At 56.4% G+C, this 18,562-nt stretch carries 24 protein-coding genes; 19 read left to right on the top strand and 5 right to left on the bottom strand.

Annotation, left to right across the window (positions count from 1 at the left end; genetic code table 11):
• The first annotated feature begins 14 nt into the window (after window positions 1-14).
• From LOY56_RS09110 to LOY56_RS09075, 8 genes are read left to right on the top strand one after another with little or no spacing between them, the layout of a single operon-like run.
• On the top strand, window positions 15-530 hold the full coding sequence (locus LOY56_RS09110; RefSeq protein WP_258621159.1) for a phage major tail tube protein: 516 nt from the start codon (window positions 15-17) through the stop codon (window positions 528-530).
• 27 nt (window positions 531-557) lie between these two features.
• Window positions 558-878, top strand: a complete 321-nt coding sequence (locus LOY56_RS09105) for a phage tail assembly protein (protein WP_258621158.1) — start codon at window positions 558-560, stop codon at window positions 876-878.
• An 8-nt stretch (window positions 879-886) separates the two neighbouring features.
• Window positions 887-1,006 (top strand): GpE family phage tail protein, encoded by a 120-nt coding sequence (locus LOY56_RS09100; protein ID WP_111450164.1) that lies wholly within the window; start codon window positions 887-889, stop codon window positions 1,004-1,006.
• Entirely contained in the window at window positions 996-3,548 is a 2,553-nt protein-coding gene (locus LOY56_RS09095) for a phage tail tape measure protein (RefSeq protein ID WP_258621156.1), read from the top strand. The genes LOY56_RS09100 and LOY56_RS09095 overlap by 11 nt, the downstream gene beginning before the upstream one ends.
• A gap of 5 nt (window positions 3,549-3,553) precedes the next feature.
• Window positions 3,554-3,994, top strand: coding sequence for a phage tail protein (locus tag LOY56_RS09090; RefSeq protein WP_258621155.1), 441 nt, complete (start codon window positions 3,554-3,556; stop codon window positions 3,992-3,994).
• Window positions 3,991-5,259: a phage late control D family protein gene (locus LOY56_RS09085; protein WP_258621154.1), complete on the top strand. Its 1,269-nt coding sequence runs from the start codon at window positions 3,991-3,993 to the stop codon at window positions 5,257-5,259. The genes LOY56_RS09090 and LOY56_RS09085 overlap by 4 nt, the downstream gene beginning before the upstream one ends.
• A gap of 41 nt (window positions 5,260-5,300) precedes the next feature.
• Complete coding sequence (locus LOY56_RS09080) at window positions 5,301-5,501, top strand: Com family DNA-binding transcriptional regulator (protein ID WP_258621153.1); 201 nt, start codon at window positions 5,301-5,303, stop codon at window positions 5,499-5,501.
• The gene (locus LOY56_RS09075; RefSeq protein WP_258621152.1) at window positions 5,462-6,313 is read left to right on the top strand and encodes a DNA cytosine methyltransferase; all 852 of its coding nucleotides are present in this window, start codon (window positions 5,462-5,464) and stop codon (window positions 6,311-6,313) included. Before LOY56_RS09080 ends, LOY56_RS09075 begins: the two co-directional genes overlap by 40 nt.
• Before the next feature lie 80 nt (window positions 6,314-6,393).
• On the opposite strand, the gene LOY56_RS09070 is transcribed toward LOY56_RS09075, so the two are convergent.
• Window positions 6,394-6,663 (bottom strand): hypothetical protein, encoded by a 270-nt coding sequence (locus tag LOY56_RS09070; protein WP_258621151.1) that lies wholly within the window; start codon window positions 6,661-6,663, stop codon window positions 6,394-6,396.
• A 326-nt stretch (window positions 6,664-6,989) separates the two neighbouring features.
• Between LOY56_RS09070 and LOY56_RS09065 the strand changes: the two genes are divergently transcribed.
• Window positions 6,990-7,889 carry a DNA/RNA non-specific endonuclease gene (locus LOY56_RS09065; RefSeq protein WP_258622595.1) on the top strand — a complete coding sequence of 300 codons (900 nt, stop codon included), beginning with the start codon at window positions 6,990-6,992 and terminating at the stop codon, window positions 7,887-7,889.
• Between the two features lie 995 nt (window positions 7,890-8,884).
• Here LOY56_RS09065 and LOY56_RS09060 read toward each other — a convergent pair.
• A complete protein-coding gene (locus tag LOY56_RS09060) occupies window positions 8,885-9,181 on the bottom strand; it encodes a hypothetical protein (RefSeq protein WP_258621150.1) in 297 nt (98 codons plus the stop codon).
• Between the two features lie 13 nt (window positions 9,182-9,194).
• Entirely contained in the window at window positions 9,195-9,446 is a 252-nt protein-coding gene (locus tag LOY56_RS09055; RefSeq protein WP_258621149.1) for a hypothetical protein, read from the bottom strand.
• Window positions 9,447-10,055: 609 nt separating this feature from the next.
• On the opposite strand from LOY56_RS09055, the gene LOY56_RS09050 reads away from it, so the two are divergent.
• The 3 genes from LOY56_RS09050 (at window position 10,056) to LOY56_RS09040 (ending at window position 11,368) form a co-directional block, all read left to right on the top strand.
• A complete protein-coding gene (locus LOY56_RS09050) occupies window positions 10,056-10,349 on the top strand; it encodes a DUF3077 domain-containing protein (RefSeq protein ID WP_258621147.1) in 294 nt (97 codons plus the stop codon).
• A 446-nt stretch (window positions 10,350-10,795) separates the two neighbouring features.
• On the top strand, window positions 10,796-10,942 hold the full coding sequence (locus LOY56_RS09045; protein WP_258621145.1) for a hypothetical protein: 147 nt from the start codon (window positions 10,796-10,798) through the stop codon (window positions 10,940-10,942).
• Window positions 10,943-10,948: 6 nt separating this feature from the next.
• On the top strand, window positions 10,949-11,368 hold the full coding sequence (locus LOY56_RS09040) for a type II toxin-antitoxin system YafO family toxin (protein WP_258621144.1): 420 nt from the start codon (window positions 10,949-10,951) through the stop codon (window positions 11,366-11,368).
• Between the two features lie 367 nt (window positions 11,369-11,735).
• Here LOY56_RS09040 and LOY56_RS09035 read toward each other — a convergent pair whose 3' ends face one another.
• Window positions 11,736-12,071, bottom strand: a complete 336-nt coding sequence (locus LOY56_RS09035; RefSeq protein WP_258621142.1) for a helix-turn-helix domain-containing protein — start codon at window positions 12,069-12,071, stop codon at window positions 11,736-11,738.
• A gap of 114 nt (window positions 12,072-12,185) precedes the next feature.
• Here LOY56_RS09035 and LOY56_RS09030 point away from each other — a divergent pair, with 114 nt between their 5' ends.
• The 6 genes from LOY56_RS09030 to LOY56_RS09005 all read left to right on the top strand — a co-directional run bounded on the left by LOY56_RS09030 (window position 12,186) and on the right by LOY56_RS09005 (window position 16,311).
• Complete coding sequence (locus tag LOY56_RS09030; protein WP_258622594.1) at window positions 12,186-12,383, top strand: DNA-binding protein; 198 nt, start codon at window positions 12,186-12,188, stop codon at window positions 12,381-12,383.
• Window positions 12,384-12,426: 43 nt separating this feature from the next.
• On the top strand, window positions 12,427-12,717 hold the full coding sequence (locus LOY56_RS09025; protein ID WP_258621140.1) for an ogr/Delta-like zinc finger family protein: 291 nt from the start codon (window positions 12,427-12,429) through the stop codon (window positions 12,715-12,717).
• A complete protein-coding gene (locus LOY56_RS09020) occupies window positions 12,714-12,959 on the top strand; it encodes a hypothetical protein (protein ID WP_258621139.1) in 246 nt (81 codons plus the stop codon). Before LOY56_RS09025 ends, LOY56_RS09020 begins: the two co-directional genes overlap by 4 nt.
• 87 nt (window positions 12,960-13,046) lie before the next feature.
• Window positions 13,047-13,280 (top strand): hypothetical protein, encoded by a 234-nt coding sequence (locus tag LOY56_RS09015; protein ID WP_258621138.1) that lies wholly within the window; start codon window positions 13,047-13,049, stop codon window positions 13,278-13,280.
• Between the two features lie 5 nt (window positions 13,281-13,285).
• Complete coding sequence (locus LOY56_RS09010) at window positions 13,286-16,006, top strand: bifunctional DNA primase/helicase (RefSeq protein WP_258621137.1); 2,721 nt, start codon at window positions 13,286-13,288, stop codon at window positions 16,004-16,006.
• A 29-nt stretch (window positions 16,007-16,035) separates the two neighbouring features.
• The gene (locus LOY56_RS09005; protein ID WP_258621136.1) at window positions 16,036-16,311 is read left to right on the top strand and encodes a pyocin activator PrtN family protein; all 276 of its coding nucleotides are present in this window, start codon (window positions 16,036-16,038) and stop codon (window positions 16,309-16,311) included.
• Window position 16,312: 1 nt separating this feature from the next.
• Here the strand turns inward: LOY56_RS09005 and LOY56_RS09000 are convergent, their stop codons facing one another.
• Window positions 16,313-17,437, bottom strand: coding sequence for a site-specific integrase (locus LOY56_RS09000; RefSeq protein WP_258622593.1), 1,125 nt, complete (start codon window positions 17,435-17,437; stop codon window positions 16,313-16,315).
• Window positions 17,438-17,539: 102 nt separating this feature from the next.
• Between LOY56_RS09000 and dusA the strand changes: the two genes are divergently transcribed.
• Window positions 17,540-18,550 (top strand): tRNA dihydrouridine(20/20a) synthase DusA, encoded by a 1,011-nt coding sequence (gene dusA, locus LOY56_RS08995; protein WP_258621135.1) that lies wholly within the window; start codon window positions 17,540-17,542, stop codon window positions 18,548-18,550.
• Window positions 18,551-18,562: the final 12 nt, after the last annotated feature.

Raw genomic sequence — 18,562 nt, 5'->3', positions numbered from 1 at the left:
CGGAGAACAGCGCCATGGCCCTGCCGCGCAAATTGAAAAACCTCAACCTGTTCAACGATGCCAACAGCTACGTTGGCGTCGTGAAGTCGGTCACCTTGCCGCCCCTGGGACGCAAGATGGAAGCCTATCGCGGCGGCGGCATGAATGGCCCGGTCAAGGCTGACCTGGGCTTCTCCGACGACGGCATCCAGTTCGAATGGAAAACCGGCGGCCTCGATCTGATTTCCCTGCGCCAGTTCGGCGCCGTCAATGCGTCGGGCGTTGCACTGCGGTTCGCGGGCTCTTTCCAGCAGGACGACACCGGTGATGTCAGCGCCGTGGAAGTGGTCCTGCGCGGTCGCCACGAAACCCTAGAAATGGGTGACCACCAGCCCGGCGAAGACACCGAGCACAGCGTCACCACCACCTGCTCTTACTACAAGCTGATCGTCGACAACGAAGACATCATCGAGATCGACTTGCTCAACTTCATCGAGAAGGTCAACGGCGTGGACCTGCTTGAAAAGCAGCGCGCCGCCATTGGCCTCTAACCTACCTAACACCATCTGGAAAACCCTATGCAAACCCTCGAAATTCAGCCCATCGCAGAAGACAACACCGTCACCCTCGACACACCGATCACTCGCGGCAAATCCACAATCGACACCCTCACCTTACGCAAACCGCAATCCGGCGAACTGCGCGGCGTGCAGTTAATGGAGTTGCTGAACATGGACGTGGCCACGCTGATCAAGATCCTGCCGCGCATCACCAACCCAGGCATCACCGCACCGGAAGCCGCCGGCATGGACCCCGCCGACCTGCTTGCGTGTGGCAGCAAGATTTCCGGTTTTTTGTTGCAGAAGTCGGTGAAGACGGATGCCTCCCTCGTTGCGTAGAGGACGCCATGGCCGACCTGGCGGTGGTCTTTCATTGGGCGCCGGCTGATATGGATCAGTTGGGCCTGCAAGAACTGATGGAATGGCGCGAGCGCGCCAGGGTGCGGAGTGTCGCCGATGGCGAATGATCTAAAACTTCGGGTGCTGCTCAGCGCCATCGACAGGGCCACGCGGCCGCTGAAGGCGATCAACAATGAGAGCATCGGTGCCGCCCTCGCCCTGAAGGACGCCCGCGACCGGCTCAAGGCACTCAACACCCAACAGAAGGATGTCAGCGCCTGGCGTGCCCAGCGCGCGGCAGCCCAGCAGACCGAGCAAGCCCTGAACGCCGCCCGGGACAAGGTCAGGGCACTCAGTCAGCAGTTCGCGGCCACCGGCGTGCCCACCAAGGCAATGGCCAAAGACTTTCGCACCGCCGTGCGTGAAGCGCAGAAACTCAAACAGCAGCATCAGCAACAGAGCGAACAGCTCCAAGGCCTGCGCACCCGTTTGCAGGCCGCCGGGATCAGCACCACAAACCTCGGCGGCCATGAGCGCCAGTTGCGCGAGCAGATCCGCGCAACCAACCACAGCATCGCCGAACAGACCCATCGACTGTCGGCGTTGGCCGCTCAACAAAGACGCTTGGCAGCGGCACGCGCGACCTTTGATCAATCTAAAAACCTCGCCAGCGGCATGGCCGGCAAAGGAACCACCGCCCTAGCAGGCGGCGGCGCAACGCTGTACGCGGGCACCAAGCTGCTCGCGCCGGGCATCGATTTCGACGCCAGCATGAGCAAAGTGCAGGCTATCTCCCGACTTAAGAAAGACTCAGCGGAACTAGAGACGTTGCGCAAGCAAGCTCGAACACTGGGCGGTTCAACGCAATTCACCGCCGGCCAATCAGCCGATGCTCAAGGCTTCCTCGGCATGGCCGGCTTCGATCCTGCGGCAATCAAAGCCGCGATGCCGGGCATGCTCGACCTTGCAGCGGCCGGTGGCGCAGAGTTGGCACAGACTGCCGACATCGCCTCAAACATCCTCTCCGGACTCGGCATGCGTGCCGACCAAATGGGCAAACTGGGCGATGTGCTGGTGGGCACCTTTACGCGCTCCAACACCAACCTGCAGATGCTCGGCGAAACGATGAAGTACGCCGCCCCCATGGCAAAAACCTACGGCGTTGAACTGGAAGTTGCCGCCGCCATGGCCGGCAAACTGGGCGATGCCGGCTTGCAAGGCAGCATGGGCGGTACCGCGCTCAGTACCATCATGAACCGCTTGGCCACCCCACCCAAAGCCGCAGAAAAAGCCTTGGCAAAGCTAAAGGTCACCACGGCCGATGCCCACGGCAACCTGCGAAACCTGCCGGACATCCTCAAAGAGATCTACGACAAAACCAAGGACCTTGGCACTGCCGACAAAGGTGGATTACTCAAAGCCATTGCCGGCGCGGAAGCGGTCAAAGGCATGGCGCAATTGGTGGAGCAAGCTGGTACGGGAGACCTGCAAAAACTTATCGCGAGCTTGCGCCAAAGTCAGGGTGAAGCCTCGCAAACGGCCTCGGTCATGGCCGACAACCTCAAGGGCGATCTGACGACCTTGAGCAGTGCCTTGCAGGATTTGGGCATCGAGTTGCAAGCACAACAGGATGGACCGTTGCGCGGGCTGATTCAGTCGATCACCGAGATCATCCGTGGGGTAAAAACCTGGGCCAGCGAAAACCCGAACCTCGCCGCTGGCCTGGTCAAAACGGTCGCCATCATCGCCGCGCTGGCTATTGCAGTGGGTGGCTTGCTCATTACGGTGGCCAGCGTACTGCTGCCGTTTGTGGCCCTGCGTTTTATGTTCGCGCAGCTCGGTATTCGCCTGCCCGGTTTGATCAGTCTGCTGTGGAATCTCGGCAAGTCAGTGCTGCCCTTCGTGGGCAAAGCGCTGCTCATGGTGGGACGTGCGCTGATGCTCAACCCCATCGGGTTGGCGATCACGGCCATCGCCGGCGGCGCCTACCTCATCTACAAAAACTGGGATGTAGTGAAGTCCTATTTCACCAATGCCTGGCGCGAAATCAAAGCCGGGTTCAGTGACGGCATAGGCGGAATTCTAAAAGTCCTTATCAACTTCAGCCCCATAGGACTGATCTACCAGGCGTTCGCTTCGGTGATGAAGTACCTGGGCATCGACCTGCCCAGCCGCTTTACCGAGTTCGGCGGCATGATCATCGACGGCTTGGTCAAAGGATTGAAGTCGGGCTTCGGCAAGCTCAAGAACGTCATGGGCGAGATCAGCGATTCGACCATTGGCTGGTTCAAGGAGAAGCTCGGCATCCAGAGTCCGTCGCGGGTGTTTGCCGAACTGGGCGGTTTCACCATGGTCGGCCTGACTCAAGGTCTGGAAGGCGGCAAGACCGGCCCATTGGGCGTCATGACCGACATGAGCAAACAGCTCACCACGGCCGGTTCAATGGCATTGGGTATAGCGTCTTGGCCAGGTTTAACGGTCGATAGCCGTGCCCCTATCAGCAACGCCAGCAGCGTCGTCTACGACAGCCACGACACCTACGAAATTCACCTTCCTGCAACGCCGGGCATGGATGCGCAAACCATCGCTCGAGCAGTGCGCGCCGAACTGGCCCGCCTTGAAAGTGAGAAAGGCGCCCGTCAACGCAGCCGACTATCCGACCTGGAGTAATCCCCATGATGCTTGCCTTGGGCATGTTCGTCTTCAGCCTTTCCACCGCCGCCTACCAGGAGCTGCAACGCCAGACCAATTGGCGCCACGCCAGCAACAGTCGCATCGGCGCGGCACCCGCTCGGCAGTTTGTCGGCCGTGGTGAAGACGCCATCACCCTGCCCGGTGTCATCCTGCCGGAACTGACGGGCAGCGCCCTCAGCCTCGACGCCCTGCGCCTGATGGCCAACACCGGCAAGGCCTGGCCCATGGTCGAGGGCAGCGGCCGCATCTACGGCTTGTGGGTCATCGAGAACCTGAGTGAAACCAAAACGATCTTCTTTCGCGACGGCACACCGCGGCGCATCGAATTCACCCTCAACCTCAAGCGCATTGATGACGACCGAATCGACCTGATCGGCGCCGGCACTCGCGCAGGCGTTAGCATCATGAGGTCGTTGCTGTGATCGATACCGCCCTTTCCCGCGTCACCGGTTTTCTGGATGACACCGTCGAACGCTACCGCCGCGAAGCCGGCTACCCGGTTCCGGCGTTTCGCATCACCGTCGATGGCAACGACATTGCCAAACTGATCAGCCCACGACTGATGAGCCTGGAGCTGACCGATAACCGTGGCATCGAGGCCGATCAGTTGACCATCACCCTCAGCGACCATGACGGCCTGTTGGCCATCCCGCCCAAAGGTGCGGTCATTCGGCTCTGGCTCGGCTGGAGCGACACCGGCCTGATCGACAAAGGCACCTACACCGTCGACGAAGCCGAGCACAGCGGCGCGCCCGACGTACTGAGAATCCGCGCCCGATCGGCGGATCTGCGCAAAGGCCTGAAGACCAAACGCGAACGCAGCTGGAGCAACACCACCCTCGGCGACGTGCTGGGAGACATCGCCCTGGGCAACGGCCTGACCGCGACCATTGCCGGCGCCCTTGATGGCTTGCCCATCCTGCAGCTCGACCAGGCCAACGAATCGGACGCCAACCTGATCAGCCGCATCGGCGAAGAATTCGACGCGGTAGTCACCATCAAAGCCGGTTGCCTGCTCTGCCTCCCAGCGGGCGGCGGCAAAACCGCCAGCGGCGCCGAACTGCCCCATATCACCCTCACCCGCGCCGACGGCGACCAGCACCGCTACCTGCAAGCCGACCGCGACAGCTACGACGGTGTGCGCGCCTATTTCTACGACGTGAACAGCGCCAAGAAACAGGAAGCCATCGCCGGCGGCGGCGAAAACCTCAAAGACCTGCGCCACACCTACAGCGATCGCCAGTCAGCCCTGCGCGCTGCCCGGGCCGAGTTCAACCGACTGCAACGCGGCAGCGCCACGCTCAGCTACACGCTGGCACTCGGACGACCGGACCTGATTCCCGAACTGACCTACACGCTGCAGGACGTAAAGGACGAGATCGACGAAATCATCTGGTACGGCGGGAACGTGCAGCACACCCTCAGCGCGGACAACGGCTACACCGTCAGCCTGGAACTGGAGAGCAAGCTGCCGGAGGACACCGTCGAGGATCTGGCCGAAGAGAACAAGGGCAACTTTACCGGGATCGTTGCCCACTACCGCGACAAGAAAACCGGAAAAGAAAAGACCGTGATGGCTGGGGATCAGAGCAAGCCGAAGCGGTTGCGATGGTTGTACGCCACTGAGACAACGGCGAAACGGGCAGCCGATCGGGAGTGGAGGCAGATGCAGGCAGAAGAAACATGAACCCGGTTACGACTGACTGATTCCCCATCAAGGACGATTTCATGCAAGACATACGTTGCGGCCATTGCTGCCGCAAGCTAGCCGCCGCCAGCGGCTTCCTTGAATTACAAATCAAGTGCCCGCGTTGCCGGACACTGAATCACCTGAAGGCCGAGAGCCTCCCGCCAGCGTGCCGCGAGCATCCAGAACAACGAGTTCATGAATGCAGCAGCCCACCATTGGAAGCCTGTTCGCAGGCATAGGAGGTTTTGATGTCGGATTTGAAAACGCCGGTTACCGCAGCGCCTGGCAAGTTGAACTCAACCCGGTCAACCGGGCTGTGCTTGCCGATCGATTTCCCCATGCACGCCAATTTGAAGACGTGCGCCAATGCGGCGCCCACAACCTGTCCCCCGTCGATGTCATCACCGCCGGCTTCCCCTGCCAGGACATCAGCGTTGCCGGTGCCCGGGAAAGCAATCGAGACAGCCGCGGACTACGCGGTGAACGCAGCGGCCTGTTCTGGGAAATCATACGAATACTCAAAGAAACTCAACCTCGCTGGGTGGTCCTTGAAAACGTCGTTAACCTGCTCGCTGTCAACGATAGCCAAGACTTTGAAACAGTCATCAGGGCCCTTGCGGACTGCGGGTATGTGGGATTTTGGCGAGTGCTTAATGCTCAATATTTCGGAGTCCCCCAGCAACGTCGTCGAGTATTCCTGGTCGCAGGTTATCGACGAATGCCCCCCTTCGAGTTCCTGGCTGACGCCGCACCAGTGGACGCAATACCTCCAGCGTCTCGCTCGATCCGATGGCCACGCCCCGCGGATGCCTGGGCTGCCAATACTCTATTGGCAAACAAAGCCGGCTCCCAAATCGCTATGGGCTGTACCACTTTCGTCGCTCACGCGAACGGATGGGATCAGATGGCTGAGCGGCAGCGAGCGTCTGAGGATGATGGGTTTTGCCTCGGACTGGATGCGGCCAACCTTGCGGAGGCTTTTGCTGCCGGAAATGCCGTCGTTACGCAGGTGGCGGAATGGATTGGTCGCAAATTGATCAGCACCAGATGATTTCAATACGTCAGCGCGTTGCAAACCAATGCCACAAAGCGCTGACATCACGAAGGCAGTCCCTAACCACTAACCAATGATTAGAGCCACGATTTTCTGAGGGAATCGTTGTGCTGTTGCCATTGAATGGACACTCCGAAATCTATGGACGCTTCCAATACGGTTATCCCTCGATACAACTGAACGACCCGGCCGGTTTCAGTACATCGAAGGTCGGCGCTGGCGTCATGTTTTTTTAGCCAGGCACCGATCAGGCAATAGGTTTCGTCGTAGCGGGTAATCGCTTCACTGACCGTATCGAGGCAGATTTCGTAGCGTCTGTTGACTTCGAAGGATAGGACGTAGGGCATTAGAAAATCCTTTTCTGATGCCTAGGGCGACGTGCCGTAGGGAGGTACTTTTTACCAAGAAAGCACTTTTGGGATATGTAGGATGGTTCTTGTTTGGGAGGGTATAGAGCTGGGCCGGAAGGAGGACAAAACACCGGGACTGCTTAATATGATGGATTCTCTGTAGGAAAAAAGACACGCCTCAACTGAAGCTGAAGCGCCCCTGCCCCAGAAACATTCTTCCTCTGAGAACACAATTGCGCGCAATTGAAATAATTAGAGGCATGGAGCGTCTAGTCTTATCCAATCTGAAAGCCTACGTTCAGCGTTTTCTGAAGGAGTTAATGATGCAAGGAATGCCGAAAATACGCTCGCTGTTGCTCGTCCTATTTCCACTACTGGCTGCATGTACCAGCCAGCAGTCGATTGAGGTCGACAGGAGACTCCCGCAAATACATCCCGTGGTGCTTTCTAGCGCACAACGCTCTAGCGTCGAGCTTGCTACCGTCGATAACTGCGCAGTCGGGTGCCCATCTGGCGGTGGCGAGGTAACAATCGTTCGCGATGCCTACACGCTGAATAACAACGGCTCAACGAAATTCGCCAATTGGGTCGCCTACAAAATCACCAAGGACACCCCCGCCCCCAATCGCCCGCGCAACTGGAAAACTGACCCAGATATACCTGCGAAGGAAACGCTGAACCCGGTGGACTACAACGGGGCCTATGTTGCCTTGGACCTGGACAAAGGCCATCAAGCCAACTTGGCTTCGATGGGAGGGATTGCTGATTGGCACCCCCTGAACTATCTGAGCAATATTACGCCGCAAAAAGAAGGCCTGAACCGGGGCGCGTGGGCTCGGTTGGAGGATCAGGAGCGCAAGCTGGGTAAAACGCCTGGTATCGATGCGGTCTACGTAGCGACAGGACCGTTGTACGAGAGGACGATTGGGTCTCTCCCGGGCACCAATAAAGTACACACGATCCCCAGTGGTTACTGGAAGGTGATCTTCTTGGGCAGCACGCCTGCCGACGGCCAATTTGCGGCTTTCATCATGGAGCAGGAAACGCCACGCGCGGCGAACTTCTGTGACTACCAGGTGACGGTCGCGGACATCGAGGAACGTTCGGGCCTGACGTTGTGGAGCAACCTTCCGGACAACGTTCAGGCAGCACTGAAGTCAAAGCGGGGAAATTTACCGCGAAAGATCGGCTGCACCGCAGCCGTTGAGCAGCCTACTCGATAGACCAACCCGGAAAGCCATCTGACTGCGGATGGATGGCTGACGGGCTCAGCACCATCGTTGAAAGAGCCTTAACTTTGGCAGTGGCCTGACCCAGCCATTGCCTCACGAACTCCAATCGTAAAACCTGAACGGCTAGCCACACACCTTGGGAGCCGAGGAAAAAATGCCCTAACTATCCCATCTGGTGGATTTTCTGTAGGCAAAAACAACCAAACCTAGGCAAAACATCAGGCGTCAACCAACGTCCGATTCCGGAAGTGAAGGACCTTTCTCTATATATAGGGAACTTCTACTCTGTATATAGAAAATTTGGAAAAAACCAAAGATGCTCAAAAAATATACAGCTATCAATAGATAGCTTTGGATATCTATTAACAGCCACCTACCGTTCGTCGGATAGCAACTTTACACTAAAGGGTAAAACAATAGGCAATCTTGCCTATTTGACCTATTTGCTGGTCGAGGTGGCGTCACCGTGAAACCCGCTGTTTTCCACGGCCTCCGTTAAAGATTGGAATTTCCGTCGTTTATAAACGACGAAACCCGCGCAGTGGCGGGTCCCGAAGGCAAAAATTTTGTGGTTGATTCCCGGAGGAATACCTGTGGTAATCTCGCCTCACCACTTGCAGCCGTACACCTTTGTTACTCGCATCTCAAAGGGTATTGGCCTGTGGCCGAACCGTCAACCGTGCGTTAATTCGTTAATTCGTTAATTCGTCCTTTAACCATTCCGATGAGCTTGCGAATTAGTTCAAGGTTCTGTCATAGAGCAAGTGGAAAGTTATTTGTTCCGGCGTTACATCGGAGCAAATTCCGTCAACCCTTTGGAGAGTTCGCCTATGCGGTCCTTCATTCAGAAGTATCTTCCCGAAGAACTGATTCGGGCGTTTCAGGCTGCTTATTGGTCGATTCGTTTGATCAGGATTATTCAGGAGGTGTAAACGCAAAACGGGGGCCATTTGGCCCCTGCTTTCACTCCCTCCCCAAAAACTCATTTATTCCAGCCGACACCACCAGGATTGCGCATACGCGCAGCCATCGACGTATTCAATCCCACTCAAGACAAAGCCTGTCACCGCCATCCCTGCCAGCGTTGCGTCCAGCAGCTGGGGCAAAGGGTCGGGATCGAGAGGCAAGCCCACTTGGACGCGGGCGATGTTGGTACAACGGCCTAGATCAGAACTGACTGCTGAATTGACCATGACATTGCCTCGAATCGCTGGATAACGGCCACGTGCCTTGGTATCGAGAGCAACGCCACGCTGCCGCATAGGGGTCACCAGTAAATACATGTCATCACCCTGCCTACTCGTCGTTCTCAAAATCGAGCATCGTTTCCACTGCATAAGCCAATACCCCATCGGCGAGCTCCAGAAGATCGCAGAGACCATCACGATCTATTTCCTGGTGCAGGTGGAGTAGATGAGCCTGGTTAAGCAGGGCTTTATGATGTGCGCCGGGGCACGCGAGTAATGTGGCCTCGTCCCGTAGCATGCGCCGCCATTGCGATAGAGGATCGTCTTCGCAGGTCGCTTCTCCCTCAATTACGTCGCTCATAGCTTCAGTACCAACGAATCAAAATTACTGTACATGCAGCCAGTATATTGGAGAGCCGCTGAGCCGATGCGGTCGCTCCGACGAAATGCCGAGCGCCGGTCATTGCCACAACAGTACCAAGCTTTGCTTTTTGCACAGCTACCGGAATATTGGATGACTCTCGCCAAGGTTGTAGGCAAAATCCGAGAGTTGCGTAAGAGGTGCGCTTTCTGTGCTTTTCAGCGAGTTAGCGCCTTGTTGGCCTTGGTTTCGCCGGGATACTCTCCAGACGTCGCTGCAAATACAGCGATCGGGCGTGAGACCCCGGGGACAATCAAGGCGCAAAGCGCCACAGAATCTATCGCGGCGTTTTTTTGTCTGCGATACGGTTTTATGGCGGCTGTGCGTGGAAGACCTTCGGGTCTACCGGTTGCCTTGATTGCCGGGTCTCACACCACGCACGGCTGCCACCCAAGCTTTTGAGACGGCTAAGTGGCAGTTCCTCAAATCAAGGGAACTGATAATGAACAAAGTAAATCCGTCCAAAAATCGTCCTTTCGCTCGCCGCTGTTCCGCGCTACGTAGCTTCCCGATTCGTCACCTTCACCTGTGCATCAATGGAGGTGGCAAATGACCGAATCAACAGACGCAAAAACCATCGGTTTCACCCCCTGCATCTACTGTTCAGACAACCCGCTGTTCCATGTCAGCGCTGGCGTGCCCGTCAACGAAGCATTGGCAATGGCTTCTGATTTGCTGTTCCTGGCCAAGGCGTTTGCAGAAGATGCAGCTTTCATAAGAGACACCGACCGATATGCTTGGGCTGCGCACTATTTAACGGCTATGGGTAAGGCGGTGATTGATGATGTGGTGAAGGCGGTTACGCCGAAACGTGCTGGAGAGCCTAAGGAATCTGCGAAATAGTGGCTCGTATCGATACCGCCGCATCAATCGCAGACGATTAACGCAATCGCGCCCGAACCTCTGGTATTGGCTTTGTCCAGCATCATGTTTGGGCCTTCATAGCAAAAAAAGGCATGACCGAGGCGTGGCACCTCTAAAGAGCAATGTCCTACACAACACTCGGAACGATCCTTACATCTCAGCCTTGCTGTGTTTTTGTCACAAGGCCTATAGTCGATCCATCCCCCCTGGCGTATCGGGTGTGGCGACTCAATGACGGTCCAAGCTTTCCTCGGACCGACTCTGCATTACTGGCTGCCTCTGTTTGGTAGCCGACCACCAAGCCCCCCCTTCAGCCTCACCGATGGGGGAATCATGCGAGGGGCCATTAAGCTCGGCCCTGTTTGCCCGAAAAGACTTAATCACATAAGCTGGTCAGTATGAATACACACCCTTCGGAGGCTCCGATGGCCACCACCAGAAAGATCGACAAGCCCAACAAAAAGGTCGTTCGTGATGAACTGACGTTCCTCGATGTTCGGCAAGCCGCGCGTGATGGACAGAAAGTGTTCGATAAATTTGTGATCACTGGCAAGCTACCTATTACAAAGTAGGCCTGGATGCCAGCCGTCAAAATTTCTGCGCTTTTTGAAAAAATAAACAATTGGCAAAACTTCGCTGCACACTTTTATAACTACAAAGTGTGCGGTGAACTCCCAGCAATTTTCGGGCGGGACGAACGTCTCGATCTGAGCGACATGCACCACATCCACTTGGCAAGCACCCAAGCAACTCAAGCGCGATGGGCGAAAATCAACCGTCAGTATTACCGCACAGCACTGGTTAACGACCCTGACAATGACTTTTGGTTGATCTATGCTTACGATCCGTTCCGAGACGAGTACCTTTTGCTGACTGTCACCGGCCCAGATGCCCACAACCGTAGTGAATGGGGCTCATTTTTACGCACTGTGCATTGCGACATCGTTGAGCCGTGGGTTGTGGGCAAGATTACCTATCCTGATCTGGATGACCTGTAGCCTCCTTTACAGCAAAACTAAAAAACCCGGCACGAAGCCGGGTTTTTTCATTGGCAATCATTGCGACAAATATTCCTCTCTCCATGCCCTTAAACTACAGAAGCGCGATCGCCAATACTTCAGCGATATGCCGAATATATCCTCGATCCGCTTCAGATACTTCCCTGTACCATGTAAGAAGATTCCACTCATCCTGTGTTAGTACAGCATTGTCGCTAGTCGCGACATCCCTGCAAATATCTTCTTTTTCATCCTGATCCAAAATACCCACTACTCCGTTTATGTTCATTGCAGGCGCAACGTTACTTAGGAGTACGGAAAATCAAAACTGAAATCCGTCGTAACGAATGTTCTAAATAGCGACGAGTTATTTCTTGGCGTTTGAAAGACCAGTTACTTCAGCCATCGCACCAACGATGCGATGCACAGCTTTTTGGTCATAGTCAGACAGCGTCCTGAACTGATGGATCAACTTTACTTCTGCCTCATCCAACCCTTCAACAGCCCGCTGCAAACGCCCGCCAGTCAAGACGTACAACACGTCGACGCCTGCTTTGGCCACGGCTGTAAGGTAGGCAGAATCGGGGTTTCGCTCGCCTTTTTCATAGCTGCCTTGGGTGTTGCGGGTGATGCCGCCGAGCTGCGCAAAGGCATCCTGATTGAGGCCGAGCAGCGTCCTTTCCTCGCGCAAACGATCGCCCACGCTAACGTCCGAGTCTTCTTTAGATGCACAACTTTTCAAGCTTTCACCCTTTACAAGCACAACTGTTTGGTCATAATGGCGCCAAATAACCACGGATGCCTACGAATGGACACTATGCCCGCCCCCCTCACACCCGAGCAAGCCCGAGCAGCACTTGATCGAAAAGGTATCAGCCTCGCTGAGTTCTCCCGCCAGCACGAACTGAACAGCAACCTGGTCAGCGATCTACTGAACGGTCGGAAGAAGGGACGTCGCGGCCAGGCGCATCGCGCCGCGGTGCTGCTGGGCATCAAGGACGGCATCGTCAGCTGATCAAGTTCGGCCATCTCGTTAGTACAGCGCAAGGATGCAACTATTGAGCACCTACAAACTGGTCTGCCCTCACTGCCAATCCCGAATGCGGATACGCACCAGCGAAGGGACCCACATTTTTCTGCGCGTCGCTTACTTGCAATGCACCAATGAAGCCTGCGGCTGGTCGGTACGCGCTGAGTTCGAAATGACTCATGAGATGAGCCCCAGCGGTATGGCCAACCCCACCGTCAAGCTCCCTCTGGCCGATACGGCGCTGCGCCGTGAAGCCATGAAACAAGCCAGCGATCAGTTGGAGCTACTGCCGCACCAAGGACTGGAGACTGCACCATGACCCCTACGCAACATTGCACACAGGATTACCGCACCAGCATGCAGGAAGCGGCTCGGGCGTACCTGCTGCGTCATCAGGCGGAGTACTTGGCCGATTCAGACCAACTCTTCGAAAGCTGCGTGCGTCATCTAAGTGTGGCGCTTGAAGTGCCCACCAGTGTTGCAACGAAGTTGGTGCACTTGGCGTGGAGTGAAATCCAGGGCTACGAACAACAGCACACATCGCTCTCGGATATGACCTGACAAACACCAGGTAATCCCCAACGCAACAAACCTCACGCCTATGCCCGAATGGGTATGGGTGAGGTGCGCCTAAAAATTGAGGCATACATGGAAGACGACGTGGATATCTTCACCACCCTGCCCCGTGAACAGGCAGTCATTTTGCTTGAGACGCTTCGCGCCGATTACGCCGAGCAGTTCAATGCGTACTGGCATGAGAAACGTTTTAACGCAGTACCCGCACATTTGCGGCATGACTCACTGATCGCAACCTTCCCGATGATGGCCGTGCAGAAGCGGTTGATCGGCGCACTCTCATTCAGCCTCGGCCGAAGGTGCTGATCGTGATGAAGTTATCGAACACGCTTCACGCAGAGGTTTTGCAGCGTCTTGCGAGCGACTACGGCTTGAAGAGACGCCTCAGCACTGACTATCTGCGCGGCGGTAAATGCCCCGCGTGCGGTAAGAAGGAGCTGTATACCCGCCACTCCAATCCTTGGCTGATCATTTGTGGCCGCGAAAGCAAATGCGGACAGCGCTGGCATTTGAAGGAGATCTATGAGGACCTGTTCGACGACTGGAGTAAGCGCGCGCCCTCCTCCAATCAGTACCCTAGCGCGACTGCTCGAGCTTATTTGGAGTTTGCCCGAGGCTTTCGCTTTGAGTTGATCCAAGGCTGGTTTACCCAGGAGACATACTTCTCCGACGAATTGAATGCCGGCAGCGCGACCGTGCGTTTCGCCTTGGACAAGGGCGGATACTGGGAACGGCTGATCGATCGACCGCACCGCTTCGGCAAGATGAAAGCCCGGTTTCAACCAGGTGAAAGTTACCGAGGCACATGGTGGTGTCCACCCTGCGTTGAGTTGCTTGAGATCAAAGAGCTGTGGATTGTCGAAGGGATCTTCGATGCGATTGCCCTGGCCCATCATGGCATCGCGGCCGTGTCGGCAATGTCCTCCAACGCGTTCCCCGAAACATCACTCAAAGAACTCTCTCGCCAACGTGGTGGAAAGCTCCCCAAGTTGGTTTGGGCACTGGATAACGAGCCCGGCGCTCATCGCTATACAAAGCGCTGGGTCCGCGAAGCTCTCGCCTTGGGCTACACCTGCGACGCAGCGCAGATCCCGCAACCCGACAACCGCAAGATCGATTGGAATGACCTCCACCAACGCTGGCAATTTATCGAAGACAGCGAGCAACGCACCGAGCAAGTCGAACAAGACCTCAGGACCGCACGCCACTACGGCGCCTTGCTGATCGCTGAAAGCGCCGCCGAGAAAGGCGTGCTGATGTACGAATGGCGTGAAAGCCATGAGTTTCACTTCGGTTACGAGAGCCGCCTGTACTGGTTCAAGATGGACCTGGAGAAATTCAACAAGGCCATGCAGGCGCTGGACACGTCCGATCGCCATGAAGACCAGCAGCTCAGCGACAAGCAGCGCCGGGCCAAAGCGTTGCGCCAATGCGGCGGCGTAGTGGAGATCGCGAACTGCTACCCCCAGGCCTTGTACTTCCAGCGCAACGACGTCACTGATGAGTCCTGGTACTACTACCGCATCGACTTCCCTCATGACGGCGGCAGCGTCAAAAACACTTTCACCGGTGGCCAGGTGGCTGCGGCCAGTGAGTTTAAGAAACGCCTACTGAGTATGGCCGCTGGCGCGGTGTTCACCGGGAGCGGCAAGCAGCTCGACAAGATCCTCAAAGACCAGCTCTACGGCCTGAAAACTGTCGAGACGATTGATTACGTGGGCTACAGCAAGGAATACGGCGCTTACGTGTTTGGTGATGTGGCCATGCGCAACGGGTTGGTCTGCGAGGTGAACAAGGAGGACTTTTTTGAGTTTGGGAAACTTCGGCTGAAGACGCTGCAGAAGTCGATCAAGATGCATATTCAGCGTGATCACAAGCAGTACCGGACCGACTGGCTGCCGATGCTCTGGCTGTGCTTTGGCGCCAAAGGAATCGTGGCCCTGGCCTTCTGGTTCGGCTCGCTGTTCGCCGAACAGATCCGGGGCAAGTACAAATCCTTTCCGTTCCTGGAAGTCACGGGCGAAGCCGGCGCCGGCAAAACCACGCTGCTGACCTTTCTGTGGAAGCTGCTGGGCCGGGAACATGAAGGGTTTGACCCGTCCAAATCAACCCGCGCCGGTCGGCAGCGTGCCATGGGCCAGGTGTCCAACATGCCGGTGGTTCTGATCGAGGGCGATCGCAACGAGCCGGACAAGGCACACGCCAAGAGCTTCGACTGGGATGAGCTGAAAGACTTCTTCGGAGGCGGCACGCTCGGCACCAAGGGCATGAAAACCAGCGGCAACGAAACCTACGAACCACCGTTTCGCGGCGCCATTGCGATCAGCCAGAACGCGGATGTCAGCGCGTCCGAAGCAATCCTGACCCGGATTATCAAATCACATTTTGCGCGCCCGGAAGTCACTACCGAGAGCCGTGCGGCCGCTGACAACCTCAACGTGATCCCGATTGAGCAGCTAAGCCACTTTCTCGTGATGGCGATTCGTGCAGAACCGCAGGTCATGGCCAAGTTCGCAGAGCGTGTGCTTGTACACGAACAGCGTCTGCGCATGATCAAGGAAATCCGCGTGGAGCGGATCATCAAGAACCACAGCCAGATGATGGCCCTGGTCGACTGCCTGTGCCTGATCTGCCCACTGGATGAAAACCAGGTGGTGACGACTCACCAGCAGCTCACCGCCATGGCCCTGGAGCGACAATCCGCGATCAGTGCTGACCACCCTCTGGTGGCTGAGTTCTGGGAGGTCTACGAATACCTCGAAAGCCTGGGCGATGGTCCGCAGGTTAATCACAGCACGGACCCGAAACTCATCGCTATCAACCTCAATGAACTCGCTGAAAAGGCCAGTGAGCACCGACAGAACCTCACTGACCTCAAGACGTTGCGCGCGCTGTTGGTCGACAGCCGTAGCCACAAGTTGCTGGAGATTAATAAAGCCATTTACAGCGCTGTTCGCGCTTCGCAAGCAGCAAACAATTCGATGATCAAGAAACCAACCACCGTGCGCTGCTGGGTGTTCCAGAACGCGTAATGGCTCAATTCAGTTGAAGGAACAACGCAATGAAAACTCTGTTCGTCCTAATGGCTCAATACAATGGCCAAGTGGTCATTCCCCTAGACCGAGTCTGCAAGGACTACTTCACCCACCTCACCACTGACATGTTCCATCGCAAAGTGATGGCAGGCCAAATAAGAATCCCGATTACACGCATGGAGGCGAGTCAGAAGAGCGCCAAAGGCGTACACATCACCGATCTTGCGGAATATCTGGATGTGCAGCGCGCCGCTGCGATTAAAGAGAGCAATCAACTCACCGGCGCGCTTAGGAGGGGCTGAGCTACTTCATTAGTCTGGCGCCCAGTGCCACCGGCGCCTGCAAGATTTTATCCTTCCATTCCCACTTAACATAGGCATCACCTCGGCCACGCAAATGTGTGTAGCGACGCATTGAGTTCCAGTCTCGATGCCCCGAAACACTTGCCACCCGGGGAATGTCCCAATCCATTTCGAACAGTCGACTTACGCCTTCGTGCCGCAGGTCATGAAAGTGCAGGTCTTCTATTTCAAGAAACTGGCAGGCCCTGGTCCAGGACGCGGAGATTGACTCGGCATTATAAGGAAAGATCTCGGGCCGCTCTTTGGGCATGGTTTGAAGAATGGCCCAGGCTTCTGGCGGCAAGTGGCACCAGACGTCATTGCCGATCTTCTGGCCAGGGTTTTTCATGTCGCGCACCAGCACCCGATGGCCGACCTCATCCAGATCGGCCCACTGAATTCGAGTGATTTCCTCCTGGCGGCGCGTGGAGAACAGTGCGAACCCGGTCATTTTGAGCATATTGATAGCCGTCGGACGGCGGGCTTGGATGCCGTGAAAGTGCGTCAGCAGCCGATGGAGTTCATCCAACGTAGGACGGCGATCGCGCTCACGGCTGCGCATGTTGTAGCCGAGTTTTTTCAGCACCTTTCGGGCATCACCCATCGCCTGAGAATCAACTTCATACCCCCAGGCCGGGCGAGCAACTGCAAGCACTGCGCCCAAGTGGGAAAGATCGTTGCCGGCCGTCTGTGGTTTGACGTCTCCGCCCTCTTTACCCATCCGCCACAGCGCATACTCCACCAACTTCTGGCTGTTGATGTCTTTGTCGTGCAGCTCGCCAAAATATGACTCGCCGATGGCATTGAGCGTGGCGAGCTTGGTTTTGCCCAGCGGCCGGACTTTCTTCATTTCAAGCAAATAGCGCTCGATCATCTCCTTGACCGTCGCACCTTTGCGGTTTGCTCGCTCGATAGCACCTGGTTGATCCAGCTCGGCTTCGCGATTTCGAACCCAGGCCTTGGCGGCCTCTTTTCGGGCGAAGGTCTGGCTCTCTTGGTAAACTTGGGCACCGTCGCGAAACAGGCGTATCTGTGCCGTGTAGCTGACGCTGCCGTCGGTGCGCTTCCTTGCTCTGATCGTGGCCATGGTCACCTGGTACAATTGCAAAATGGATTGGTACATTGTACCAACCACTGGTACAAAACGCCGTTTTACCCCTCAAAATAGGCCTCAAACACGTAGAGCAAAATGATACAGAATCTTGCTGCAACCCCAGTAAATACAAGCTCTACGGTGTCTAGACGCTTTAGCGTTGCGCCTATGATGGATTGGACAGACCGCCACTGCCGCTTTTTCCTACGCCTACTCTCCAAACACGCTCTCCTCTATACAGAAATGGTCACCACCGGCGCGCTCCTTAACGGCGACCACGACCGCTTCCTGCGTCACAACGAAGCCGAGCACCCGCTCGCCCTGCAGCTCGGCGGCAGTGTCCCGCTGGACCTGGCCGCCTGCGCACGCATGGCCCAGGAACACGGCTACGACGAGGTGAACCTAAACGTCGGCTGCCCGAGTGATCGGGTGCAGAACAATATGATTGGGGCATGCCTGATGGGGCATCCGCAGTTGGTGGCTGATTGTGTGAAGGCGATGCGCGATGCGGTGTCGATTCCGGTGACGGTAAAGCATCGGATCGGGATTAATGGGCGGGACAGTTACGAGCAGTTGTGTGATTTCGTCGGCACGGTTCGGGATGCCGGGTGCACGAGTTTTACCGTGCATGCGCGGATTGCGATTCTGGAGGGGTTATCGCCGAAGGAGAACCGCGACATTCCGCCTCTGCGCTATGACGTGGCGGCGCGGTTGAAGACGGATTTTCCGGAGCTGGAGATTATTCTCAACGGCGGGATCAAGACGTTGGAGGCTTGTCACGAGCATTTGCAGACGTTTGACGGCGTGATGCTGGGCCGTGAGGCGTATCACAATCCTTATGTGATGGCTGAGGTTGATCAGCAGCTATTCGGCAGCAAGGCTCCGGTAATCAGCCGAGCCGAGGCGCTGGCTCAGTTGCGGCCTTATATCGCTGAGCATCTGCTGGCGGGTGGATCGATGCACCATATCACCCGGCATGTGCTGGGGCTGGGCACCGGGTTTCCGGGGGCGCGGAAGTTTCGGCAGTTGTTGTCGGTGGATATTCACAAGGCTAAAGAGCCTTTGGCGTTGCTGGATCAGGCGGCGGAGTTGTTGGAGGGGCGTTGATTCTCCTGCCGC

It is taken from the genome of Pseudomonas sp. B21-048 (assembly GCF_024748615.1).
Lineage (GTDB): Bacteria > Pseudomonadota > Gammaproteobacteria > Pseudomonadales > Pseudomonadaceae > Aquipseudomonas.
The sequence above is the reverse complement of the archived record's forward strand: the minus strand, read 5'-3'. Positions and strand labels throughout refer to the sequence as shown.